Source organism: Lawsonibacter faecis (assembly GCF_014287675.1).
In the GTDB taxonomy this organism is placed as follows: Bacteria; Bacillota; Clostridia; order Oscillospirales; family Oscillospiraceae; genus Pseudoflavonifractor; species Pseudoflavonifractor faecis.
In genome coordinates, this window is the sequence record NZ_JACOPQ010000001.1 from 465,173 (window position 1) to 490,752 (window position 25,580).

A 25,580-nucleotide genomic window follows, 5' to 3' on the forward strand; every position below is an offset into this window, starting at 1 on the left:
GGACTAGGCCTGGTTACTGTAGATAAAGTAAGGCCGCCCGCCAAATGATGGCGGACGGCCCCGAAGGAAGAAGGAAGAACGCTTATTTAAGGATGCTCTCAATGAAGCGCTGGAGCATAGCAGCAACTTCTGCGCGGGAGGCAAGGCCGGAGGGGTCCAGCTTACCGCCGGTCTTCCCAGTGATGATGCCCTCAACGACCGCCCAGTTCATAGCATCCGACGCCCAATCGGAGATGCTGCCGCTGTCGGCAAATCCGCTCAGGTCGGCCTGGGTCTTCTCCGCCTTGGCATAACGGTAGAGCATCACGGCCAGCTGTTCACGGGTAATGTTGGACTCTGGAGCGGTGCCGTCAGTCACGCCGGTCTTCACGCCCCAGTTCATGGCTTTACTGTACCACGTCTCGCCGCCCTCAGTGTCCTGACCGTCCAAGCGGGCAAGAACGGTAACCAGCATGGCTCGGGTCATGGCACCCATGGGGTCAAAGACATCGTTGCCAGTGCCGGTAAAGAGCTCGCGGCTGGCGACGAACTGGACGGAGTCGGCGGCCCAGTGGCTAACAGCCACATCGGCAAAGGTCTTGCTGTTGTCGATGACCTTTACGGTCATATTCTTATCGGCCAGGAATTTGACGCCGTCTTCGCAGACAATGGAGAACTCAATGATGTCCTCGGTGCCGTCCTCGTTCATGATGACGGGCACATTGCCTGTGTCGGGTATCGTCACAATGCTGGTCTTGCCTGCGGGCACGGTGACCTTAGAAACGGCCTCCCCGTCCTTAGGCGCGGTGGTAACCACCTTGGAGCCATCGGGGTAGGTAGTAGTGATGATCTTGTCCCCGGTCTTTTTGTCGGTCACCGTAGTGATAGTGGATCCGTCCTCGTTCTTGACAGTCTCCTTGTCGGTCTTGCCGTTAGGAGGCGTGTAGGGCGGTAGATAGCTGCCGGTCTGAATAGCGGAGGTAAACACAGTGGCCGCAGCATTCAGTGCCTCCACAGCCGCAGTTACCTCGGCATCGCTCTCGACGGTGTTCATCGCTGTCTCGGCAGCAGCAATCGCCGTATCCAGGACCGCCATGGTCTCCGCGCTCACAAATTTAGTGCCGTAGGGTACATCGAAGGGTGTGCCGTCGTTCACGACGATATCCTTCCGGTCCTCCTTTACTGCCAGAATCGCCTCGCTGAGTGCCGCCTTATCCACCACCTTGACTGCGCCGCACAGGCAGTCATAGTGGTCCTCAATCTCAGCAGAGGCATCCTTGTTCAGCTCCCAGATGTGAATGGCGCGAGTGCTCTCATCAATCTCGCTGCCCACAGTGCAGAGCTTCCAGTGCTGAACATCATCATGCTTCCAAACATAGGCGTGCTTCAGCATGGGAATGTCCCGGATTTCCTGATGGGTAGTGTCATTTGCACAGGTACGGGTCTCCACACCCTTGGCGGTGCAGGTCGCGGGTGTGGTCACACTCCACTCACCATATGCGTGGCCCAGCGCAGGAACCTCAATCACGGTGATTTCGTTATTGCCGTTCTCGTCGCTAAACCGCTTTGCACAGCCAGTGCACTGCCAATATTCCACATTGCCCGCCGTAGTGCAGGTGGCAGCCACGGCGGCGTGATGGGTCAGGGTATGGTCATGTACAGGAGGCTGCTCGCCAGCCTCAATTGCCTCGGTCAGGGCAGACAGTACGTCATCTACCTGCTTCTGCGTCACGGCAGGATTATTGGCAGCCGCTATCGCATCAGTACGGGCCTTGACGTAGTTGCTCCAACCGCCCGTTACCCCGTTGAAGTCCTCCTCCGTCAGAGAGGCGGACTCTTTCAGCTTGGATATCAGTACGGCCTTATTGGCGGGCTTGGTGGCCAGTTCGGTACCGTACACCTCAACCTCCCATATGGTGGGGCTGGACAGGTCGTTGTCTGTTGCAATAACGCGCACCACGTCTGCAGTAACGGGGTCAAAGGTGATGCTAAGCAGCCGACTACCATTGCCCGACCCATCATCGGGAGTCTCCTTGGCGGCGACGAGTTTCCAGTTATCCCCCTCAGGGATTTCAACCGTGAGCTTATCAATGCGTCCGTTGGTGCCCCAATTACGGTCCAAATACTCATAGAGGTCTACTCTGTCGATGACCTTGGCACCGTCTAACTCGAACTCGAATACGATATCCGCATTGGTCTGTCCGTCGCCCGCAATTGCCATACGAGTACTCAGGTTGCCGTCGTTAACATGCTCCAACTTGAGGTCAGGGCGGCCATAGATTTCTGCACCGGTCATGGTCACAGGCTGGCTGAGTACCACATTTTTGCTCTCTCCAGCCGTACGATCCGTGACCACCATGATCAGAATTTCTCCCTTGGTAGCGGAGCCGTCCTTCGCGACAGCGGTAACTTTGACGGTCTCCCTGGCCAGCGTTTCCATGGCGGTCAGCAGGCCGTTCTGATCGATGACAACAGACTGCGTGGGCGTACCATTCAACTTGGTGGCCTTCCAGGTTACACCCAGGTCGGAAGCGTCTACAGGGGCTACCTCGGCGGTCAACTGAATGGTTTGGCCTGCCTGCTCCAGCAGGGTCACACCGCTGGGAGAGGCGACGGTAATCTCACGCACCGGCTTATATGCGGGGATATTGATGAAGGTGTATTCGCCATCCTTCACGGTGTTGAACTTCACAGTATTTGCATCCACCACAGTGAAGTCTGCACCTGTCAGGGTCGCCTTGGAGATGTTGGGATAACGCACCACGCACTCCCCACCGCTGCCGGAGCGAATGGTGAAGTCGGTCAGGGAGCCATCCGCCCAGACGGCATCTGTCTCGAAATTGCCACGAGCCACAAGCCCGGTGTAGGAGCCGTCCGCCCATTCTTCAGGCAAGGCAGGCAGGGGCTGTATGTAGCCTTGGTGGCTCTGTATCAGCATTTCAGCCACGCCGGCGGTATAGCCCATATTGGCCTCCACCTGGAAAATATCTCCCCAGCCGGGATGGACATAAATGTCCAGCAAATTGTTCCCCAGCCCCCTGGTCAGCAACAGATTCATGTGATGCAGCGCCATTTCACCGTTGCCCACGCGGGCAAAGATATTGCCCTTCTGCGCCATACTCCAACCCACGGAGCTGCTGCCGTCGTCACGCAGTTCCAGCGCCCGGACAGCGGCGTCATAATATTCGGAGAAACTGCTGTTTTCTTTGGAGATCAGATTGCCGGGGTGCATGCCAAGAAGGTGAGACAGATGCCGATGAAGCGGATCCGTTCCGGGCATACTGCTGTAGCCAGACTCCTCGCGCCACTCCTTCAATTGGCCGTCGGCGCCGATCCAGAAGGGATGCATACGGGGCAGAGCCGCCTCAATCTGTACTTGAAGCTCCGCATCACGACCAAGTAGCTTGGCCGCCTCCACGGTATAACTCATCTCCATGTATGCAAGGGACATATCATAGGTGGTGCCTACGCCGATTGGACCGTGCTCGGAGGAACCGCCGGGGGCCGTCACCAGTTCACCTGTGCCCTCTATGCCGTCCACACGGGTGCGGGGATCCTCTACCAGATAACCCAGCCAGAACTCCGCACCTTCCTTAAGGATGGGATAGATGGCCTCCAATACCTCGGGATCTTGGGTGTACAAGTAGTAATCCCACAGATTCTGACAGGTCCACGCGCCGCTGCCGGGGGTAAAGCCCCAGGAGAAATCATTGCCGGGCGCGGTCTTGCCAAAGGGATTTGCCTCTGTGTTGACCACCCATCCCTTCTCAACACCAAAATGCTCTCTGGCGGTTACGTTGCCGGGCTTACGGAGGGAATCCATGTAATTCACAAGCGGCATGCCGGTCTCAGACATATTTGTGACAAAGGCCGGCCAATAGTTCATCTGAAGGTTTACATTGAAGTGGTAGTCAGAGTTCCATCCGGGGTTGTTGCTGTTGTTCCAGATGCCCTGCAGATTGGCCGGCAGAGAATCCCTGGAGGAGGACAGCAACAAATATCGGCCGAACTGGAACAGCAAGGTCTCCGCATAGGCGCTGCGCTCCTGTTTGTATGAAGTAAGCAGCTCGTCAGTGGGCAGGCTCGCCTTGTCTTTATCGCCCAAATCCAAGCTCACGCGACCCATGATTTCCTGATAATCGTCCAAATGAGCCTTTAGCAGAGCAGTAAAGCCCTTTTGGGCGGCAGCATTAAGTCGATCCGCTACTGTCTGCGCAGCTGCAGCGCCGTCAGGATCATTGTTGTTCAGATAGTCTCCATCTGCGGTCTGAAAATCAGCGATATTTTTGATGTTGTTGCTCTCGGTAATGTCGTAGTTGGTACCCGCAGACATGAGGATAAGCACGTCCTCGCCGTCTTTCACAGTGATAGTGCCGTCGTTATTGCAGATAATGTCCGCATCTGGAGCCACGACCTTTAACTGCACGGCAAAGGCCATTCCGCCAGCGGTCACCTTGCCCTGATAAAGGACGGAGTCTCCCTCGGCCTTGTCGGTAATGGCGGTTCTTCCGCTACCGGGATCATAATCCAGCGTGAAGCTCAGCGTGTTTTCCTGATCAGCAGTCAAGCGAATGGCCATTACGTTACCGGGATAGCTGGCCATGTATTCGCGGGCAAAGTGGATGCCGCTGTTTTCATAGGATACACGAACCATACCATCCTGAAGATCCAGCTCCCGGAGGTAGTTCTCAGGCGTAGCGGTGCGGGCGGCGCCGTCAAAGTCCAGATAGATGTCGCCCAGAGTCTGATAGGCGCCGCAGCCGGCCTGATTGCCCAGAATACCGCCGACATTGATGCCGGAGTAGTCTCCATCCACCCGTTCAAACATGGCGTTCTGTATGTCCTTCAGATTCTTCCAGGCACCCTCAACGTTCCCGCCTTGATAGCCGTTGCCCTTACTCCAGAGTGTGATCTCATTCACCTGAATCTGCTCTTTATCGGTCTTGCCGAACACCATGCCGCCCAAGTTGCCGTTGCCGATGGGCAGGGCCTCACGAGCCCAGTCGTTGGCAGGCTTGGTGTACCAGGTACGCAGGTAACCGTCCACCACAACGGTGCAGTTGGCACAGGCACTGCCAGATGCTGCGGTGACGACCGCGGTACCGGGCGCCTTGGCGGTAATCAGGCCATCCCCGTCTACCTCGGCCACCGCCGAGTCACTGGTGGACCAAATAATATCGCCACCAACAGGGACAACATCTGCTTTAAGCTGGGTTGTTGTGTCCTCCTCCAGTCGAACAAACCGCTGATTCAGATGCACACCGGGCCTTACCGCCTCCACAGTAATGACAATAGAGCCTGTGGTGGCTGCCGCGTCGTCAAAGGTCACCGTCAGAGTATGCACACCGATCACCAGAGTATTTAGATAGGCCCCTGTAAAGGTCACGGCGGTGTTGGAGGCGCTGTAGTCCTGCCCCAAGACTAACTCGGAGCCGTCATCTTTAATACTGGTCACTCCTGCGCCGTTGAAATCCACCCGAGCGGACATAGCACGGCCGGCGCTCTGAACAGCGGTCAAGTCTGTGTCGATAATCTGAGGGGGCATCCCCTCTTTAGCGAGGGCACGCACTTCCGCCTCGGAGAGGGCGGAAGTATAAATTTTGAACTCGTCGATAGCTCCCTTAAACTTATGAAGCAGGCTGTTTGATGTGTTATAGTTGCCGCCAATGCGGAGCTTGCTGTTATAACCGCTCATATCGTCAGGGACGTTGTTGGAGGCGACCTTTTCACCATTTAGGTACAGGTCATTTCCATCACTTCTGCGGACAGCGGCAACATGAACCCATTCTCCAACCGGGATTGTCTTATCGCCGCTGTTCAGGTCGCCGCACTGGTTGCTGGAGGCCCACAGTCTGCTATCATTGCGTATATGGAACCAGATTCCGTGACTGCTGGGATCGCCGGATGCGCCGTTGGAAAAGATTGTTTGAGATTCGCCAGTCTTTCCATCCCACTTGATCCAGGCCGAGAGCGTAAAGGTGTTCTGATCCACAAGCCCTGCTCCGGAGACGTCCGCATAGCCGTTAGCCGAAAATTGAGCGGCCTTGCCCGTCTTACCGTCAGTTACCTTGACGGTATCGGCCTTGACAGCATTCTCATGTCCGGCGCTGTCCACTGCGGTTAGCCCCTCGGTCTCATCGAACTTGAAATAATGGAACAGATAAGAGAGTGTGACCTCTACACCGTCTGTGGGGTTCCCCGACAGATCCTTGACACCGGAAATTGTCAGCGTTACGGTCTCTGCCGCACCCATACCGGTGATGGTCAGCGTGACCATCTTTCCGCTCGCTATTGCAGTAACTGCGTTTACTGCTCCAGAGAAGGTGTAGTTGGTAAGCGCCTCGGCGCTTTCTTTGTCCAGCCGCTCATTAAAGGTCAGAATAATATTACCGTTTTTTAACTCGCTGCTCAGCAGTTTGGGTGCAGTGGTATCATCGCCGATTTCTACCTTGGCAACATCGGACTTACTCCCCTCCGTATTTCCGCTGTTAACGGCGGAAACCTCATAGGAGTATGTGGTATTGGCTTGTACATCTACATCGGTATAGGTAACAACAGTTCCGACCCGCGCAATTTGAATGCCATTGCGGTAGACTATATACCCGGATATTCCGCTGTCCTCATCTGTAGCGGCAGTCCAATTCAACGTCACGCTGGTGCCGTCGTCGGCCGGTTCCGCCGTCAGGGTAGGAGTTGTTGGCGGCGTTGGGTCTGCCACGCTGTAAACCTGGAAGTTATCAATGACAAAGCCGCCCTCAATTCGGGCGATGTAGTCCAGCTTGTCACCAGTGGTAAAGTTAAGTTTCGTATGGCCCTTAGAGAAATTTTCCCGCATGGGCTTGTCGTTCCCATCTGCCTCGGATACGATCTCCACCGTGCCGCTGCCCAGAGCGTCGAGCTCCAGCGTGTATTCCGTATTAGGCATCAGCCTCATCGTAGAGGGGCGGGTACGCATCTGGCCCCCTTGCTTCTTAAGGGAAAAGGTGCTTACTTCCCCATTAGGACCTGTGGCAATCGCGTCGTCGGTGTAAGGGGGATGGCTCCCGGAGAGGTGGTAACCGCCGTCACCGCCGCCCTCAGGAGTGAAGACGCCAGTGCCGCCCTGCTCGACGTACTCAAAGGTCTCATAGGCTGCGTAGTTTTTAGTCGGGTCGCTGGTGGGGAAGCCCGGATCGGCTGTCTCCACGATACGGCTCTGCATAAAGGTCGCTTTTCCGGTTGCATTTTCACAGGCATCAGCCGAGAGGACGATTTCCGCGGTAGTTTCTGTGGCAGTAAAGTCCACCCACAAGCGATCCACCCGCATATTTCTGGCGTAAGTATCAAAACAGTTATTGGCGCGGACGGTCTGATCCACATAGTTGCTGTAGACCTTATCGCCATCCTTCACAGTAATGCGGGCGGTCTTGCCGTTCTCGGAGCCCGCCCATATTATGGCGCGGTATTTCTGGCCGGGGGTCAGGCCGGTCATGGTCTGGGAAATCTGGCCGGCTTCTGTGCCGCTGATGGTGAGGATGGACACACCGTCGCCGTTGTCGTTAAACTGAATGTCGGCCTCCCCAGAGTCCTGCCAGATAGAGAAATCACGGCTGTTGAAGCCGGTATCCTTAATTGAGCTGCCTACGCTCCAGTCAGTGGCGCTGAGATCCACGGTTGCGCTACCCGGATAGACCACATAAGGGGTCTTAGACTGGGCATCTATGGTAATTTGACCGCTCGTAACAGCCAATGCACCATCTACCAGCACCTTCCCAGTCTGGGTAAGCTGATAGAGTTGTACAGTAGCCTGGTTGCTCCAGGATGCGGGCAAATACCAGGTACTGCTGCCACCGGCGGAGTTCCAGTGATATATCTTAGCGGCTTCATCGGGGTTTCGGGTGGTGCTGTCCTTGGCAAACCAAGGAATAAAAATTTTCCCATCACCGGCAATCAGATGTTCATCCTTATATATCTTATAGTCGCTGGTTGTGCGGACATTTCCCGCAAAGAATGCCTCGCCATCGGTCTGTTTGCGTACATCGTGGCACATAAGGTATTTCTGGGGAAGTTGGTTGGTATAGAACTGCTCCACAACAGGGTTTATGCTGGTGTTGTGCTGCCAGGACATAAAGGAAGCGGAACGGCCATAGCCACCCCAGTAGAGGCCGCTGTTATTGTAGACGTCCTTCTGGGTGTTGTAGACGAAGTGGTGCATTCCCGTAGCGCTGATCTCCGGCCAATGGACCCAGTTGTTGTAGCGGTCAAAATCATTCTGGTTTTCGGTACCAATCATTGCCCCGTTGCGAATCAGAGCATCCGCCAACCGGGTCTCGCACCAACGGTCATCCGTATAAGTATCCACATAGACAAAACCGATACCAGGTGTCGTGCCATTGTTGGAGGCCTTAGCAAACATGGAGTCCAGGCGCTCATCCATGGTACTCTGGCCTTCGTTGGTATTTAGAATATCAGCTTCACGGCGGATGTTCTTGGACTGATCCATCCAGGCCCAGGCGTTCTTGTTGGAGATCACATGATCGTTGTACATGGCGGCCTCGGGATAGGCTTCAGTGTGATTGATGTGAACGCCAAACGTAGAATTAATCTCCTCAATAGCCTCGCTCATCACCGACAAATCCTTTGCTCCACCGGCTCTCTTGTTAATGTCATCATAATCGGCGTGGGCAGAGTCGTGGCCTTCGTTGGCATAGCCCTTAAGCACCAGAATCTGATCAAAACCGTCAATGAGGTTGGACATACGTTTTAGGTTATCCTCTACCTGCAGAAAAGGTTGCTGGGCCTCACTGACAAAGTTATAACCCACTTCAAAGAAGCTGCGGGCAGCTTGATCGCCACCGGGAATTTTATCGCTGATGATAGTTTTGAGGGCATTTGCACCATCCTGCCAGTCCAGTATATCGTCTTCATTGGTGTCCTCTGTGAGGACGACCTTGCAGTAGAGATCGGGCTCTTCAGGCTCAGAAGCAATCGGAAAAATCTTTTCCCCATCCAGGCCGCGATACATAAACTCATTGTTCCAGAAACCTGCGCTCACACCGCCGCCTGGCAGGTCAAAGGCTCGGAACTTGAACTCCTGTATGTTGAGCAAGACGTTGTTCGCCATAGAGGCGGAGAGTTCGCTCGTAGTAATCACCGGAATAGTTGCTACTGTGTCCGCCGTTTTCGATACTTTATCTTCAGAGATGGTATAGTGACTTTCGCCCAGCTTCGACTGATGGAATGATCCAAAACTCTCCTGGAAACCTGCGGCATCCAGCTTTGCGCCTGTCTGTGTGCTATTGGCGGAAATCAAAGGCTGATTGGGCAAGCCTAGGGAATAGACCAGCTCACCATCCGGCTCTGAGATGTTCTTAATATGCATATCCAGCACATTGCCATCCAGTACAGTAAAGGACACGTCAAAGGTAACTTCACTGCCATCAGGAACAATGTGGTAGGTAACACTGTCTGATGTGACTGTGGCTGTAGCCGCGGCAGGATAGTCCACTGTGTTAATCGTTACATAGTTGTGCTTGAACTCTGTTCCCTTCAGGATCTTGCCATTTAGTGCATACTCCTTAACGCGGGGGAAATCAGAGGCAAGGCTGACCGTCAGGCCGCCCTTCGCTATCGTGGTTGTATCGCTGTCATCCGCTTCCAACAGGGTAGGCAGCACCGTTCGGAAGATGACCTTCTTCACCAATATCTCACAATTGTTGCCTGTGAGCAGGCCCATTCTCCCCAGCGAAGCATTGGCTTGGGAAACCGTTCCGGTGTACATAAACTGATCGTCAATCCAAATTGTTACCGTGTCACCCTGTATGCGGGCCTTCAGCTTGGTGTCCGCCTCGCCAGCGCGGGAGAGTGAGAAACTGCCGTCGCCATGGATTTGTGTATTGATTCCATCGTTATTTTTGAAGAACCACTTCATCAAAGCGTAATCATCATCATGCTGAACGCCCTGCCAAGTGTTTCCGACAGATTCTCCCCGGAAGAGTATGCCCGCCTGGAAGTCATCATTGAGCGCCTGAAGGGTAATCTCAACCTCTCCGTCACGTGTCAGGGGGAAGTTGACGTTCATTAGGGCCACGTTGCCGGTGATATGCATGGCACCGCTATCCTCGGTCATCACAAAAGTTCCTTTGCCGAAGAGCTTTGTCCACTCATCAGCGCCCTTATCGGGCGTCCAGACATACTCGGTACGGGTATTTTCCAGTTTGGTCACTGCAAAAGCGGTCTCGCTGCCCTTAGTAAAGGCGACTTTGAGGGTAAAACTATTGCTGACGCTTGCAATGTAACTCTTGTTCAGGGTAATACTGTCATCCGACACGATGTAGTCGGTGGAAAGTGTCAGTTCCTCCATACCATTGGTGATGCTCTTTACGCTGTCTCCTGCGCCAAGCGTCAACGGGATGGTCACATCGCCCGTACCCCAGTCCTCAGTTTTGATGACCACTTCATTTTTGCCAAGGGCAGATTGGATATATTCACTACGAACGATATTGGCAATATGGACCGTCTTATCCGTAACCTGTCCCCAGATGCGAAAACCATAGCCGCCTTCATCAATCTCGCTTGCGGTGTTAAAAGTCGTAAGCCTTTTCTGCTCCGCCCCCGAACCGACATAGACGGCCATGCTATTCCCGATCGTAATAAACTTTAGATGATAGGTCGTGCCAACGGCAAAGGACATTGCCAACTCGTTGGATACACCCGGCCACCCCTCATTACCGTTAACCTGATAGCTATGCTGGATCTGCGCGGGCTCGCCGACAGCAAAGCCGGTGCAGTTTTTGCCGCTCTTGAACCGGGGGAAAAAGGCTGTTTGAATTTTTTCCCCGGTTTCTCCGGTTACAGTAAAATCCAGCTCCAGGATACTGTCCCGGTAAGTGGGCGCCGTGCTGTCATAAATCGCCACACTTCCGTCGTTGTCCTGATAGACTGCGCCATAGTCGATGCTAAAGCCTACGCCCTCACTGTCCGGGACAATCCACCCTTCTTTTATTTCGATGTCTGCGTCTCCACCAAACTTCTGCATCTTCCAAACTCCGGCATCCACCGGTGGGGTCGCTTCTCCCACACCGGAAGCAGTGATGACTACATCGCCCTTGATGCTGGGCACATTAATCGCGCCGGTGGCATTGTCATAAGTATAATCTGTCGGGGCCACAAGCGTGATCCCGTCCATAACAATCTCAACTGTCTCGGGCAAATTATACCCAGGAGGTGTGGAAAGAGTGAATTCTAGCGTCTCTCCCTCCGCTATGGCGGTGGGAACATTTTGGTCTTTCACCAAGTTCTCCAAAGCGTAGGTTACTATATTAAGTTCTACTCCAGATGTGGGCCGCCCAGTAAAACGCAACTCAGAGAGACCGTAGTAGCCGTCATTTCCCCAGGTGCCGCTGACACCGTCGGGGTCGGCGGTAAGTTTGACATACCTGGCACTGGCACCACCAAAGTTGACCGGAGTATTGCTGCCGTCATTCAGGTTGGTGGCGGCTTGGCCCTCCTGCCCGCTGGCTTGGGCAAACTGAAATGGGTAGTCGCTACTCCCGTCTGTAAAGGGCATATCGGCAGGCTTCACGAGCGCGGTCCAACTCCCGTTCACTCCTGTCTCAGAGTATTCAATTTTCACGTTTTTAAAGCCGCGGCCATTCGCCTCAGCCTGGTTCATGTTCCAGACCCACAACTCTTCCAGTTCGTAAACTTGGCCCAAATCCACCTGTACCCAAGCGTTGGCGCCTGGGTTAACATCCGTATGCCAATGACTCCCATCTGTCTTGCTGTTACTGCACGTTGCCGTAAGACTATCGTCCGACATCCCGCTGCCATCAATCAAGTTCTTTGTCTCTATATGGGCAGAGCTTGGATACGTCGATCCGGCGATTACTTCCTCAGGTGTGATCAGAGTGCTTGATCTGGCTAATTCATCGGCGGGAACAATTAATTCGTCTTTGTACTCCTGCGTCATGGCGGATACTGGCAGCATACTGATGCACATCACAAATGCCAGGAACAGTGCCAAGGGTCGGATCACTCTTTCTCGACTCATATGGGTCCCTCCTGCCTTTATTGACCTTCGGGTCTAAAACCATTATAAACGTCTCATTCCAGCAATGTCGTATAATTTATGTACTATTTTTAAGGTTTTGTTTAAAATACAGAACTGGACAGATGTCTTTTTTTATCACTACACATTTTTATCAGTCATTAGCTTGTACTCTCCAGGCGTAACATGTGTATATCGCTTAAATACAGTGGAGAAATACTGCGTGCTCGAAAAACCCAGCCGGGAGGCAATCTCCGTTATCGTCAGCTCCGACTCTGTCAGCCACCGCATCGCCTTGTCCACCTTGCCAATATTGATATAATCATTTACTGTAATGTTGATGACTTCCTTAAAAACGGTCGAGAGATACCGCGGCGTCACCTGGCAGGCCTCCGCCACATCCGCCAGACCTATCTTCTCCTCCATATGGTCGCTGATGAACTGTATTGCCCGTATCGCCAGCGGATTTTCAATGACGAATATCCGTCGGTACCCCTGGGATATCTCCCTGGAGAGCAGGAACACCATCTCATAGATATAAATTTTTGCCAGTGGGCCGCTAAATTCTTCCTCTTTGTTGTTCATTTCCGTGCAAATACGCTCCACACAGGAGCGAAGCCGCACAGAAAAGGGCTGAAGCAGATAGGCGCTGTGCTCATCGGTCATGTAGCCCAGGAACTTTACCTCCTCTGCCACATCCGGCTCCACCCATGAGAAGCTGTCAGGCTGGAAATGCATCTGGAGGAAGACTGCCGGCCGCCGGGAACGCATATGGAAGGAGTGAATCATGTGGGGAAAGATAACCATCATCTCCCCTGTCCGGACTGTAATGGTCTCCCCGTTGACCACAATGTCGCACTCCCCCTCCGTCATCATACATACCTCTACATTCTTGTGGCAGTGCGGTCCGAAGTTGTAGCCCGGCTGCAACGTCCGCGGCAGGGCGTTGTATATCATATTCTGTTCCTTGTAGTACAGCATTCCGATGATGGATTCCATGGCCTCTAACCCTCTCTTTCTTATACTTTACAGGTGCTCTTGTACAGCATCATAACAGGAGCAGACTTTTCGGTCAATTGTTTGCCGTAAAAAAAGAGACAGGCCCAGCAGCCCGCCTCTTCCTTTTATGTTTTTCCTATTCTTCCACCACCCCATAGAGCAAAACCGTTATCCAATGCTTACACAGTTCCTCCCGGGCCGCAGCCCCCTCTATTGTGGCGCTGAGCATCTGTTCGGTGCTGTTTGCGTAAATCACATAGAGCATATAGAGCGCTGCAAGATCGGCCGGGGTTATGTGGCGGCGCAGCCTGCTGCCTTTAAGTACGTCCTGGAGGACTGCAAGATTATACCGGTCAAAGGGCTCGCGTATTTGCTTCACCTTTTCACGCAGGTGCTGCGGCGTATACATGGTTACTTGATAAAAGATACCCTGGTAGTTCGGATGCTCCTCCAGAAACTGCAGCCGGACGTCAAAGTAGACCGTCAGCTTCTCCTCCGCAGTCCCGTTCAGCGGGGGCATATGCTCCGCAAGGTAGCCGGTCATAGCCTGAAAGCACTCACGCACACAGGCCAAATAAAGTTCGTCTTTGTCTGTGTAGTAGTGGTAAATAATTCCCTTTGAGATACCATCTTCCCCGCAGATGGTATTGACAGAGGCCTCCGCAAAGCTTTTTGCCCCAAATTCACGCAGGGCGGCCCCCAATATTTTTTCCTTCTTTAAACGGTTTCGCTCTTCCTGTTTCATTCGTCTCTCCACTTTTTGTAATATTGGCGCCGAACGCCACCGATTCTATCGTCCATTTTACCACCTAAACCTCTCTGCACCAATAGCCTTTTTTACATGTTACCTCGGTTTGATATGCACCACATCTACAGTACATTGCATTACACCTCAGTCTGCATTGATTATGTAATATAACTGTATGCCAATTCCTTGTCGATGACACTCGAAACCGGCCGAATCACCATCGATATTTATCAGTTATCTGGATAAAAGCACCCTTTTGCTTAATTGAAGATATATATGTATTCAAACAAGGCCTGGGCCCGCCATATTATGGCGGGCCCAGGCCTTGTTTATATTTGTTCTTTATGCCGCCTTCTCGGCCGGGAGCAGCTTGCCGAAGTTCAGCAGCACCTGGGCCAGCTCAGCGCGGACCAGGGAATTTGTGGGGTTCAGGCGTCCGGCCTGATCACCGGTCATGATGCCGGCATAGTAGCAGAAGCTCATGCCCTCAAGATACTGAGCGGGAATAGCCTCATAGTCAGAGGCCTCCTTCATGGCCATACCGGCAGCGTCGGGGTCTTCAATACCCTTAAACGCAGCATAGTCGGCAATAATCTGGGCCAGCTCAGCGCGGGTAATCACAGCGTCAGAACCAAATGTCGTGCCATCGAACAGCTTCTCAGAGGCCGCCCAGTTGATGGCGTCTGCATACCACTTGCCATCCACATCGGTGACGGACTTCGAGGCGATTTCGGGCTTATCCTCCAGGTTATAGAGAATTTGGTACACAGTGGCGCGGGTCACATCGCCGGTGGGGGTGAAATAGCCATGACCGGTGCCGGACATCATGCCCTGATCCAGCACATAGCTGACGGCATCAAAATACCAGATGTTATTTTTAATATCCAGAGGCAAATTGTTAATGGTGATGCGGCCGGCAGTCTCGCCGTACTTTTCGGCGCTGATCTTGCCGTCCAGAACCTCGGTGGTGTAGTTAATCAGGGCGTTCTCCAGTGCAACGCCTACGTCCTTCCAGCCGCCGACAGCCTTAAACACGCCAAATGTATCGCCGCCCTTAGCGGTGAAGTCATTGGTTGCGATGGTGTAGACCTTCTCCGCGTCCCATGCTTCTCCGCCCACGGTTGCAATGGTCACGCGGCTGCCCGGATTCTTAGGCGCATAGTAGGTGGAACCCGGATACTGCTCACCATTCACATAGGGAACCGCAGTATTTATGGTAAACTCAATACCGGAGACCTGGGGGAACGCGCCAATTGCGTCAGGAGTAGAACAGGTAGCAGCCTCAAGCGCCTCCAGAAGCTGGGCGCCGGTTACGTCAATGGTAGCGACGGTATTTCCAAAGGGGAAAACAGCCAGCAGGTCCAGCTTGGAGATATTGCCCTTGGCCAAGGTCTCGCGGATGCCGCCGCCATTGGTGATGGCCGCGTCCACATTTCCCTCACCCAAGGTCTTTGCAGCCTGCCAGAGAATAGCATCGGCTGCGAAGTCGCCCAAATTCGTCTCGGCAGTACGATTTCCCTTACCGTCGGGGAAAACAACTTCGGTCTTGGTGTTCGTCGCAGTAACAGTACCACCGGAGCGGGAACCGTTCAGGTCAGCCTCGGTCTCGGCAATTTTTTCACCGTACGCAGCCACCACAGCATCATCGCGTCCGTTGACCAGCTTTGCGACGGCAGAGTCGGTCTTGGTATAGGAGGCGGCTGTGATAAGGCTGTCATTCAGGCTCTTGTCGGCCTTATCATAGATAACCAGGCCCACATTGGCAAGCGCTGTTCCGGTGGATACTATTTTAGTGCCGTTGACGACATTGGTGTCGCCAAGGCCAGCCTTAGAAATAGCCGCAGTAACCTCAGCGGTGGTGGAGTGGCTGTGACCGTCAATAAACAAATCAATTCCATTGACATTCTTGGCAACATCAATGGACTGATTGCCCACGCTCTCATCGGCAATACCCAGATGGCCCAGGCATACGATGACATCAGCGCCAGCGGCCTTAAGCTCATCTACCTGAGCCTGGGCAACGGCATACAGCTCTTCTTTCTCGGGGAAAACAATGCCGGGCATCTTGGAGGCATCGGCCTTGGTCCGGGTCTCGGGGGTAGCAAGACCAAACACACCAATCTTCACGCCGTCCAGATTAAAAATTTTGTTGGCGTCAAAGACAGTCTTGTTATCGCTCTCAGTGGTCATATCAGCACAGAGAATCGGGAATTTGGCCAGTTTGGCCAGTTCTTTCAGGTTCTCAATACCGAAATCCAGCTCATGGTTACCCACAGTCATAGCGTCATAGCCAGCGGCATTCATGAACTCAATCGCGCTCTTGCCCTGATCGGCGCTCACCAGGGGCTTACCCATGATGGAATCGCCTGCGGAGAGCAGAAGCACCTTGGCGCCGGCAGCTTCAAAGTCCTTCTTCAGCTGCGCTACGCCGGCCATACCGATGGATGAGCCCTCCACGGACTTGTCGGCGCCGTGGGTATCATTGGTGTGAAGAATAACGATTTTACCCTTCACATCGGGGATCTCATAGGGCTTGACGGCCTCCTCATCCGCAGCCATGGCGGGCACGAACAGCGCACAGATCATTGCAAGGGACAGGAGGAGAGACAGGAGTTTGCTTGCATTTTTCTTCATAAGACCTTCCACCTTTCATTCCGTTTTCAGGAATACGGCCCTTGGAAACTCAAAACTGCCGCTCTCACCACAGCGCTTCACCGCAATCGTGGTATGGGCGACGGTCATGTGCTCCCCCAGGCTGCGCTCCCTTATGGACAAGTTAATAGTAACAAAGTGGTGACAGAAATACAATAGTGCGCGGCAGATAATTTTTGCAGAATGTCCATCAACTGCCCCGGGAGTGATAGGTCATACAGGACATTTGTCCACTCCTCCAGCCCCTATGACAATAAATTCAGCTGCCCTCAGGCAGCTCCGGCGCGGTGCGAAAGGGCCGGAGATATGAAGCATATCTCCGGCCCTGCGTTATTATGATTTGGTCACCCAGGTGCCCGTGGCCTCGCACTTGAGGTAGGCGTTGATGAAGCCGTCCAGATCGCCGTCCATGACGCCGCTTACGTTACTGGTCTCGAACCCGGAGCGGTTATCCTTCACGAGCTGATAGGGCATGAAGACGTAGGAGCGGATTTGGCTGCCCCACTCAATTTTGAGCTGGACGCCCTTGATGTCGGAGATCTTCTCCGCGTGGGCCTGGAGCTTCAGCTCTACCAGCTTGGAGCGGAGCATCCGCATACAGGTATCCTTGTTCTGGAACTGGCTGCGCTCTGTCTGGCAGGCCACCACCACGCCGGTGGGCTTGTGGATCAGGCGCACGGCGGAGGAGGTCTTGTTGATGTGCTGTCCGCCGGCGCCCGAGGCGCGGTAGACCTGCATCTCAATGTCGGCGGGATTGATGTCCACCTCCACATCGTCGGGGATCTCGGGCATGACCTCAATGGCGGCAAAGGAGGTCTGGCGGCGGGCGTTGGCGTCGAAGGGGGAGACCCGGACCAGCCGGTGGACGCCGTGCTCGCTGCGGAGGTGCCCGTAGGCGTTGTCCCCCTGGATCATGACGGTGGCGGACTTGATGCCCGCCTCGTCACCGTCCTGGTAGTCCACCACCTGATAGGTGAAGTCGTGGCGCTCGGCCCAGCGGGTGTACATCCGGAAGAGCATCTCGGCCCAGTCCTGGGCCTCGGTGCCGCCCGCACCGGCGTGGATGGTGAGGATGACGTTGGACGCGTCGTATTCGCCGGTGAAAAGGGTGGAGAGGCGGGCCTCCTCCATATCCGCGGTCAGCTTTTCAAAGCCCTCCTCCAGCTCGGGGACGAGGGACTCGTCCTCCTCCTCGTTGCCCATCTCGCACAGCGTCATGAGATCGTCCCACTCTTGCAGGCGTCTGCGCTGGCCGTCCACCTTGCCGTGGAGCTGCTTGATGCGCTGCTGAATCTTCTGAGCCTTCTCCAGGTTGTCCCAAAAGCCGTCGGAGGCGCTCTCCGACTCAAGCATATCCAGCTCCCGCTCGGCGGCGGTCAGGCCCAGGGCGCTGCCCAGGTCCTCAAGATCGGGCTTGATATTGTTGAGTTTTACCTTATATTCGTCGAACTGAAGCATGAGCGGTCCTCACAGTACAATTTAATTTCAAAAGGCCGCCGTGGAACCGGCGCGCCCCGCGCAGGCGTCCGAAGACAGCCTCTTGGTCCGTATTCTCTGACAAATTAGTATATCATACCATAATATTGGTTTTCAAGAGGTTTCTTACTCCCCTTCCGCCAAATTTGCGTCATTCCATCAGACCGAGCCGCTTAGCCTTCTCCAGCGCCAGGACCTTGTTGTTGACCTCCAGCTTCTGATAGAGGTTTTTGACGTGGAAGCGGACGGTGGGTACGGATACGTAGAGCGCCTCGGAAATCTGACCGTGGGTGGCCCCTCCGGCCAGGAGACGCAGAATTTCGCGTTCCCGGTCCGTGAGGACCACCGGCGGCCGCTCCCCCGCCTCCAGCGCCGATGCATAACGGCGGCAGCACGCCAGGAGGCGCTCCATATAGGCCGCGGGCCACCGCCCCTCCTTCCCCGCCGCCTCCAGCAGGGGGAGGAGATAACGGGCGGTCTCGGCAAAGGGCATGACGACGCCGTCGGCCGCGCCGATGTCCAGTGCCGGGCGGAGGTGGCGCAGGCCCTCCTCCCGGCCGTAGAGCCGCTCCCGGGCCACCGCCCGGCAGATGTGGTTATGAATATACCCAAGCTGATTGGAGTAGATGTCAAATCGCCGCTGAAAGGACTCACACAGCACGTCCAGCCGGACGAAATCCTCCGCCAGCAGGGCCGCGCGGGCGCAGACGATATAGTTGAAGGCCATACCCTGAAACATAAAGTTGCCCGGCCCCATGTCGTTCTCCCGGAGCCAGCGGGGGATCTCCTCCAGCCGCCCCAGGCAGGTACTCAGGTAGGCGGAGCAGACGACCATGGCGGTATTCAGAATGGCGCTGTTCCGGCGGTCCACCGCCTGTCCCAGCTCAACCAGCAGCCGGCGTGCCTCCCCCGCCCGCCCCTCCATCAGGGCCAGCCGCGCCAGGGTGAAGGCGGCGCACAGCTCAATCGCCACCTGGTCCCGGGTCCGGGCGCAGTAAACCGCCCGCCGGGCGCCCAGGGCAACCTGATCAAAATCACCGGTCTCCAGGGCGTACTCCGCCAGGGCCAAATCCTGACTCCCACTGCCGCAGCCGTTGGCCGCAAGTGCCAGAAAATTAAATTTTTGGGAGATAAGCTCCGCCGTCTCCCGCAGCCTGCCCGCCTCCTTATAATAGCAGTACAGCAGCTCCGGGGAGCCGAAGGTGAACTCCGTCCGGTTGGACACCACCACGGAGTACCGCCCGGCAAAGTACTCCACCGCCCGGGCCGCGTGGTACACCACGGCGGGCGCGTCGTTGAATGCCTCAAATATCCAGGTGTTGTGGATTTCCCCCAAAATCCGGGTCCGCTGGTCCTCGGGCAGGTCCGCGTCCAGAAAGCGGCGCTCCATATCCCTGAGCCTCTGCTGAAGGCGGGGGCGGCTGATCTCACCCCAGAGGGCCTCCACCCGCAGGTAGCGCAGGTAGGCCAGCGGGTAGTTCAGCGCCGTCTCTGCAGGCAGGCCGGAAAAGATCATACGGATCTGGGGGGACTGGGCAATGTGGATATCCTGGGCCTCCTCCCGGTTTAGATCCCGGAGGACGGCGTCCACGTCCCCGGCGCGGTAGAGGTAGCTGTAGGCCGCGGTCCGCTCGCCGCGAGAGAGGTGCCACTCCCCCGCCCGGCGGTAGATGGGCGCGACCTCCAGCGCCTCCCTCCAGGCCTTACCCTGGAGGAAATCCCGGAAGAGGTCGGTCATCTGGTAGGCGTCCTGCCCCCGGTCGTAGGTAAGGAAGGCGTTGCTGCGCAGCAGGGCGCGCAGCCGGTCGGGGGCGTCCCGGTCCTCCAGGACATAGGCCAGCTCCTCCGGCGTGAAGGAGTCCAGGCAGGCCAGACGCTGGAGGAATTTGCGGGTGGGTGCGTCGTACCCGGCGTAGAGGTTCTGGTCCATGAGCTGGTCCACCGTGTCGCTCCACCGACTGGGGGGAAAGCCCTGGGCGATGCCCCGCAGGACGAGGTAAATCCCCGTAATCCACCCCCCGGTGGCGGTACAGACAGCCTCCAGGGTCTGGTCGTCCACGTTCTGGTCCATCAGGCCGAAGTACTCCCGCACCTCCTGGGGGCGGAAGCGCAGGATCTCCTGGTCCACCACACAGCAAAGGCCCCGCTGTTCCAGATCGGAGACGGGGAGATGGGGCGTGTCCCGGGCGATGAGTACGATGTGCAGGTTGGGAATTCCCTCCCCCGCCAGCAGGGCCAGCAGCGCCGCCGCCCTGGGACCGTCCACCAGGTGGTAGTCGTCCAGCACCACCACCGTGGGGTCGGGCAGCTCCGCGCCGCTGATAAGCTCCACCATGCGCGCCGTCTGTGCCGGGTCCTGGGGGAAGCCCAGCCCCCCGAGCTGCCGGCCGAGGGCGGGGCTGCGGCGGGAGACCTGGGCCGCCAGCCGCTCCCAGCAGTACTCCAGGGACCCGCCGGAGCCCACCAGGGAGAGGAAAACGGGCCTGAGCTTCCTCAGCCGCAGATACTCCCGAACGGCGGTGGTCTTGCCAAACCCCATGGAGGCCCGGACCACCGTCAGCGGATAGGCGCAGATCTGCCCCAGGCTGCGGTTCACCCGGGGACGCGCAAGAACGCGGGTGCGGTCATATTTCATGCTCCGCTCCTTCCTCCTGTCGGTCATGCACAAATAAAAAGCAAATGTGCGCGGTGCTTTTGTGCGTTTTCTATCGTGCATACCTATCACATGTGATAGCTGGAATGCGTCCGGCGTAGGGGTATGCTCTTCTCAGAAAGGCCCTTCCCCACTATCCAAGCAGGAACGCAAGCCGATGTATTGTAGAAAATGGAGGTTACCCGATGAAAAACGTCAAATCCTGGACCCCCTACGCCGACCTGGTGGTCAAAAACGGTAAAATCTACACTGTGGCCCTTACCATTGACGAGATCAAGGCCGGAAAATATGACTTTCCCATCCTGGAGGGCGGCAGTGTCGCCGTCAAGGACAGGAAAATCATTGCCGTCTGCCCCAGAGGGGAGGACGGCGCCTACATCGGACCGGACACGAAAGTGGTGGATGTGGGCGGCCGCACCGTAATCCCCGGTATTGTGGACAGCCATACCCACGCCATGTGGACGGGCACCAATCTGATGAGCGTGGACCTCTCAGGCTGCAAATGCAAGCAGGACATGCTGGACGCCCTGGCCGCCAAGGCGAAAACTGTAAAGCCCGGCGAGTGGGTGCAGGGCCTCAAGTGGAACCAGCTCAGCTGGACCGACAAGGAGATGCCCACCCGCCGCGAGCTGGACCGGGTCTGCCCCGACAACCCCTGCTACTGCGTGCGCCTGTGCTACCATATCGCCGTGTGCAACACCAGGGCGCTGGAACTGGCGGGCATCTGCGAAGACACCCCCAACCCCAACGGCGGCGTGTACGACCGGGACGCCTCTGGCGCCCTCACCGGCATTCTCCACGAGACCGGGGCCATGACCCCCGTGGCGAGCCGCATCCCCGAGTTCACCACCGAGCAGTACGTCCGGGTGATTGAGCTCATGGGCCGGGAGTTTAACAAAAACGGCATCACCAGCATTATTGACGCCAACCTGGCCCCGGAGCAGATGCGCTCCTACAACGAGGCCAAGAAGCAGGGCAAGCTCCACTACCGCGCCAACCTGATGTACTTCCTGGATGACGCCCGCGGCACCATCCCCGAGCACCTGAAGCGGCTGGAGGAGCTGGTGGTCACCGGCGGCTTCGGCGACGAGATGCTCAAGCTCAACGCCATTAAAATTCTTCTGGACGGCATCCCTGCCGTGGGCACCGCCTACTTCCGGGAGCCCTACAAACACATGCCCGAGACCCGGGGCTTCACCACCATCACCCCCGAGGAGCTGAAGCTGGTGGCCCGCAAGGCCCAGGAGTACGACTGGCAGCTCGCCTGCCACACTGTGGGCAACGCAGCGGCCGACGTGGCTCTGGACGCGTTTGAGGCGGCCTCCCAAATCAGCGACGTGCGGCCCAACCGCCACTATCTCATCCACCACCCCTGGCCCTGCGCCGACCAGCTGCCCCGGATGCGGGAACTGAACGTGGGCGTACCCGTTCAGACCACCATCTTCCACTTCATGGGCGAGTGCGCCATCCTCCGGGAGGACCAGGCCCGGGACGGCTATTCCTGCAAGACCTACTTCGACAACGGCATCACCGTGGGCGGCAGCTCCGACAGTCCCATCGGCAGCTACGACCCCTTCCTCTCCATGTATGTGGCCTGCACCCGTGAGGACTCAGACGGCGTGGTCTGGGGTCCGGAGCACGCCATCACCCCCACCCAGGCCCTCATCATGTACACCAAGAACTCCGCCTTCTTCTCCCATGACGACGATGTGCTCGGCTCCATCGAGGTGGGCAACTGGGGGGATCTGGCGGTGCTGGACCGGGATTTCATCGCGGGCGATATCCACGACATTAAAAACACCCGTGTGGACATGACCTTCCTGGGCGGCGAACTGGTCTACGAGCGAGCGGACGCCTGACTTTCTTTTGGCCCCATTGTATCACATTTTATATATAAGGAGCGGTAGTCATGCGGAAAATCATCGATTTTCATACCCATCTCGGCGACATTTTCAACGGCAATCAGAATATGGCCTTCAAAAAGCGCAAGCATATGGATTTCGGCGTCTATCCCGACCCCTTCAAGGATCTGGAGGAGTCCGGCTTCAACCGCCCCCTCATCGTCCCCGACGAGGAGGCCCAGAACACGCTCATTCTGGCGGGGCAGTACCGCATGTGGGAGGAGGGCGGCCTGGAGGCCACCCAGCAGTCCCTGGATGAAAACGGCGTGACCTTCACCGTCTCCCTGCCCTGCTTCCCCAACACCTGCTTCGAGGAGGCCCTGGCCGCCTCCATGCTGGAGCCGCGGATCATCCCCTTCACCAGCCCGGACTTCTCCCTGACCATCCCTGAGATGCGCAGGAAGCTGGAGTCCGACATCGCCCACGGCGCGAAGGGCATGAAGGTCCACCCCCAGATCCAGAACATCAACCCCAACGACCCCAGGGTCGGCGCGGCCATCGAGGTGCTGGGCGGGGCGGGGCTGCCCACCCTGTTCCACTTCGGCGTGAACACCTACTACGTGACCGGCGATCCCAATAACGACGTCACCCCCGCCGAGTACGGCGCGCTGCACTACTGCTTCGATATTCTGGCGCGCTATCCCCAGTATCCCATCGTTGTGGGTCACGCCGGCGGCAACTGCGGCGGCGAGCTGGAGGAGCTGGGCGCGGAGCTGGCCAAGCACGACTGGCCCAACGTCTACGTGGATACCAGCTTTAAAAACGCCGAGACCATGCGCCGGATGGTGGAGCTGCTGGGCGAGGACCACGTTCTCTTCGGCACCGATTACCCCTTCACCAAAATCAAATACTCCATCGCCGAGTGCGAGAAGGCCTTCGCCGACCAGCCCGAGGTGCTCAACAAGGTGTTTTATGCCAACGCGGTGCGGCTGATGCACCTGTTTGAAGACTGACAGACGATATTATAGACGGTCCCCCGGCATAGCCGGGGGACCGTCTATAATAAGGAGGGCCTGACTCAGTCAGCCCCTCCCAATGTCCCGGTTGGCGAATGCGTTCAAATCCATTCCGGCCCGCTTTCCGGCCAGATACTCATAGTAGCCCTGGCAGCCGATCATCGCCCCGTTATCCCCACAGAGCTTCAGCTCAGGCAGGTAGAGGATGTCCCCGCTCTCCCGGCAGGCACGCTCCAAATCGGCGCGCAGGCGGGAGTTGGCCGCCACGCCGCCCGCCACGGCCACCTTGCCGTATCCCTTCCGCCGGGCGGCCTCCATCGTCCGCGGGACCAGGATGCCGCTTACCGCCGCGCCAAAGGACGCGGCCAGACCCGGCAGATCCAGCTTTTCCCCTTTCTGCTGCGCGTTGTGGGCCAGATTGAGGACTGCGGTCTTGAGTCCGGAGAAGGACATATCCAGCGGCGCGCCGTCCACATGGGCGCGGGGCAGCTCGTATCGGCCATCGTCCCCACCCCGGGCCAGACGGTCCATGGGGCCGCCGCCGGGGTAACCGATGCCCAGCACCCGGGCCGCCTTGTCGAAGCACTCCCCCGCCGCGTCGTCCCGGGTGGCGCCCAGGACCTCCATCTCCGTATAGGTCCGCACATCCACAATAGCGGTGGTGCCGCCGGAGACGCACAGGCAGACAAAAGGGGGCTCCAGGTCGGGGTGGGTGATATAGTTGGCCGCAATGTGGCCCCGGACATGGTGGACCGGAACCAGCGGCAGGTTCAGGCCGAAGGCCAGGGCTTTGGCGTAGTTGACCCCCACCAGCACGGCCCCGATGAGGCCCGGGGCGTAGGTGACGGCCACGGCATCAATGTCCCCCTTGGTCACCTCCGCCCGGGAGAGCGCCAGGTCCGTCAGGCCCGCGATGGCTTCCACATGCTTGCGGGATGCGATCTCCGGCACCACTCCGCCGTAGACGGCGTGCATATCCGCCTGGGAGGCGATGGCGTCGGCCAGCACGGTTCTCCCGTCCCGGACCACCGCCACGGCGGTCTCGTCACAGGAGGATTCGACAGCTAACATAATCATGATAAACTCACTCTCTCTGCGGGTCTGAGGCGCGCGGCTCAGGAGTTGTCCTCCCGCCACTCCGGCGGCGAATAGGGAATGCTCGTCCTGGGCGCGGGCATGGGCGGGAACCGGTCCTGGCGGTAGTGCCGCCGGTGGGCGGCCAGCGCATCGGCGCTGGAAAGCGTGCCGGAGGCCAGCACCACGTAGTGCACGCCGAAAAGCCGCACCTCGTAGTCCAGCTTCCGAAAGCCCGCCCGGGCATAGAAGTCCATGCGCCGCCGCCGGACTGCATTCTCCTCCGGTGACGCCTCCGTGCCCGGCGCCTCGGACTCCACCAAGATGCCGTCAAACGCCCGGTAGTGCTCCTCCAGCAGTCTCAGAAAGCCGCTCCCCACGCCCTCTCCCCGCCCGCCGCGGCAGACCGCCAGGTAATCCAGCAGGACGCAGCGCCCCTCCCGGTCCCGCCAGAGGAAGGCATAGGCCAGTAGATGTTTTCCCTGGTAAAGCCCCAGTGTGTCGTACTGCCCGCCTTTCACCAGACGTTCGACGGCAAAGAGGGGCTTGCGCTCCTCGGGGGGAAAGTCGGCCTTGAGGTGGGTGCGGTAGACCTCCCGCAGAACCTCTCCCTCCAGACGGCGAATCTCCCAATCAGCCATCGGTCTCGTCCTTGTGGTAGTCCAGAGTCATGAGGATGGCGTCCTCGTGGATATCGGCGTAGTAATTTTTCCGGCGGCCCACCTGCTCGAAGCCGTGCTTCATATAAAGCTGTATGGCCGCGTCGTTGGAAGCCCGGACCTCCAGGGTGATGAAGGCCAGATGGGCCCGGCCGAAGCGGACGAAGGCGTCCACCAGGGCGTCGGCCACGCCCATGCGGCGGTACTTGCCCTTGACGGCCACCTTCTCAATGCACCCCTCGTCCAGCACCACGCTCAGCCCGGCGTAGCCCAGGACCGTGCCGTCGTCGGCCACGGCTGTGATATAGGAGGCATTGTCGTTGTAGAGCTCCTCGCAGAGCATATCCTCCGACCAGGGCTTGGAGAAGCACTCCGCGTCGATGGCGGCCACGTCCGGCACGGTGGAGCGGTCCATGGGGACCAATCTGTAATTCATGGGTATGAACTCCTAAGTC

At 57.1% G+C, this 25,580-nt stretch carries 11 protein-coding genes; 2 read left to right on the forward strand and 9 right to left on the reverse strand.

Going from position 1 to position 25,580, the window contains the following annotated elements; translation table 11 throughout:
* Window positions 1-82: 82 nt before the first annotated feature.
* The 6 genes from H8S62_RS02050 to H8S62_RS18270 all read right to left on the reverse strand — a co-directional run bounded on the left by H8S62_RS02050 (window position 83) and on the right by H8S62_RS18270 (window position 20,517).
* Window positions 83-12,010 carry a glycosyl hydrolase family 95 catalytic domain-containing protein gene (locus H8S62_RS02050; protein ID WP_186918322.1) on the reverse strand — a complete coding sequence of 3,976 codons (11,928 nt, stop codon included), beginning with the start codon at window positions 12,008-12,010 and terminating at the stop codon, window positions 83-85.
* A 138-nt stretch (window positions 12,011-12,148) separates the two neighbouring features.
* Window positions 12,149-13,006: an AraC family transcriptional regulator gene (locus H8S62_RS02055; RefSeq protein WP_155146910.1), complete on the reverse strand. Its 858-nt coding sequence runs from the start codon at window positions 13,004-13,006 to the stop codon at window positions 12,149-12,151.
* 136 nt (window positions 13,007-13,142) lie between these two features.
* Window positions 13,143-13,751 (reverse strand): TetR/AcrR family transcriptional regulator, encoded by a 609-nt coding sequence (locus H8S62_RS02060; RefSeq protein ID WP_155146908.1) that lies wholly within the window; start codon window positions 13,749-13,751, stop codon window positions 13,143-13,145.
* Between the two features lie 345 nt (window positions 13,752-14,096).
* Window positions 14,097-16,388 (reverse strand): 5'-nucleotidase C-terminal domain-containing protein, encoded by a 2,292-nt coding sequence (locus H8S62_RS02065; protein WP_155146906.1) that lies wholly within the window; start codon window positions 16,386-16,388, stop codon window positions 14,097-14,099.
* Window positions 16,389-16,739: 351 nt separating this feature from the next.
* Window positions 16,740-17,864: a peptide chain release factor 2 gene (gene prfB, locus H8S62_RS02070; protein ID WP_155146904.1), complete on the reverse strand. Its 1,125-nt coding sequence runs from the start codon at window positions 17,862-17,864 to the stop codon at window positions 16,740-16,742.
* 169 nt (window positions 17,865-18,033) lie between these two features.
* Window positions 18,034-20,517 (reverse strand): LuxR C-terminal-related transcriptional regulator, encoded by a 2,484-nt coding sequence (locus H8S62_RS18270; RefSeq protein WP_155146902.1) that lies wholly within the window; start codon window positions 20,515-20,517, stop codon window positions 18,034-18,036.
* 203 nt (window positions 20,518-20,720) lie between these two features.
* Here H8S62_RS18270 and H8S62_RS02080 point away from each other — a divergent pair, with 203 nt between their 5' ends.
* A complete protein-coding gene (locus tag H8S62_RS02080; protein ID WP_155146899.1) occupies window positions 20,721-22,394 on the forward strand; it encodes an amidohydrolase in 1,674 nt (557 codons plus the stop codon).
* 50 nt (window positions 22,395-22,444) lie between these two features.
* Window positions 22,445-23,389, forward strand: a complete 945-nt coding sequence (locus tag H8S62_RS02085; RefSeq protein WP_155146896.1) for an amidohydrolase family protein — start codon at window positions 22,445-22,447, stop codon at window positions 23,387-23,389.
* 69 nt (window positions 23,390-23,458) lie between these two features.
* Here the strand turns inward: H8S62_RS02085 and tsaD are convergent, their stop codons facing one another.
* From tsaD to rimI, 3 genes are read right to left on the reverse strand one after another with little or no spacing between them, the layout of a single operon-like run.
* The gene (tsaD, locus tag H8S62_RS02090) at window positions 23,459-24,469 is read right to left on the reverse strand and encodes a tRNA (adenosine(37)-N6)-threonylcarbamoyltransferase complex transferase subunit TsaD (protein WP_155146894.1); all 1,011 of its coding nucleotides are present in this window, start codon (window positions 24,467-24,469) and stop codon (window positions 23,459-23,461) included.
* Between the two features lie 38 nt (window positions 24,470-24,507).
* Window positions 24,508-25,107 carry a GNAT family N-acetyltransferase gene (locus tag H8S62_RS02095; protein WP_186918323.1) on the reverse strand — a complete coding sequence of 200 codons (600 nt, stop codon included), beginning with the start codon at window positions 25,105-25,107 and terminating at the stop codon, window positions 24,508-24,510.
* A complete protein-coding gene (rimI, locus tag H8S62_RS02100) occupies window positions 25,100-25,561 on the reverse strand; it encodes a ribosomal protein S18-alanine N-acetyltransferase (protein ID WP_155146890.1) in 462 nt (153 codons plus the stop codon). The genes H8S62_RS02095 and rimI overlap by 8 nt, the downstream gene beginning before the upstream one ends.
* Window positions 25,562-25,580: the final 19 nt, after the last annotated feature.

Coding starts and splice junctions, on each gene's coding strand:
- H8S62_RS02050 (WP_186918322.1), bottom strand. CDS start 12,010: ATGAGTCGAGAAAGAGTGATCCGACCCTTGGCACTGTTCCTGGCATTT.
- H8S62_RS02055 (WP_155146910.1), bottom strand. CDS start 13,006: ATGGAATCCATCATCGGAATGCTGTACTACAAGGAACAGAATATGATA.
- H8S62_RS02060 (WP_155146908.1), bottom strand. CDS start 13,751: ATGAAACAGGAAGAGCGAAACCGTTTAAAGAAGGAAAAAATATTGGGG.
- H8S62_RS02065 (WP_155146906.1), bottom strand. CDS start 16,388: ATGAAGAAAAATGCAAGCAAACTCCTGTCTCTCCTCCTGTCCCTTGCA.
- prfB (WP_155146904.1), bottom strand. CDS start 17,864: ATGCTTCAGTTCGACGAATATAAGGTAAAACTCAACAATATCAAGCCC.
- H8S62_RS18270 (WP_155146902.1), bottom strand. CDS start 20,517: ATGAAATATGACCGCACCCGCGTTCTTGCGCGTCCCCGGGTGAACCGC.
- H8S62_RS02080 (WP_155146899.1), top strand. CDS start 20,721: ATGAAAAACGTCAAATCCTGGACCCCCTACGCCGACCTGGTGGTCAAA.
- H8S62_RS02085 (WP_155146896.1), top strand. CDS start 22,445: ATGCGGAAAATCATCGATTTTCATACCCATCTCGGCGACATTTTCAAC.
- tsaD (WP_155146894.1), bottom strand. CDS start 24,469: ATGATTATGTTAGCTGTCGAATCCTCCTGTGACGAGACCGCCGTGGCG.
- H8S62_RS02095 (WP_186918323.1), bottom strand. CDS start 25,107: ATGGCTGATTGGGAGATTCGCCGTCTGGAGGGAGAGGTTCTGCGGGAG.
- rimI (WP_155146890.1), bottom strand. CDS start 25,561: ATGAATTACAGATTGGTCCCCATGGACCGCTCCACCGTGCCGGACGTG.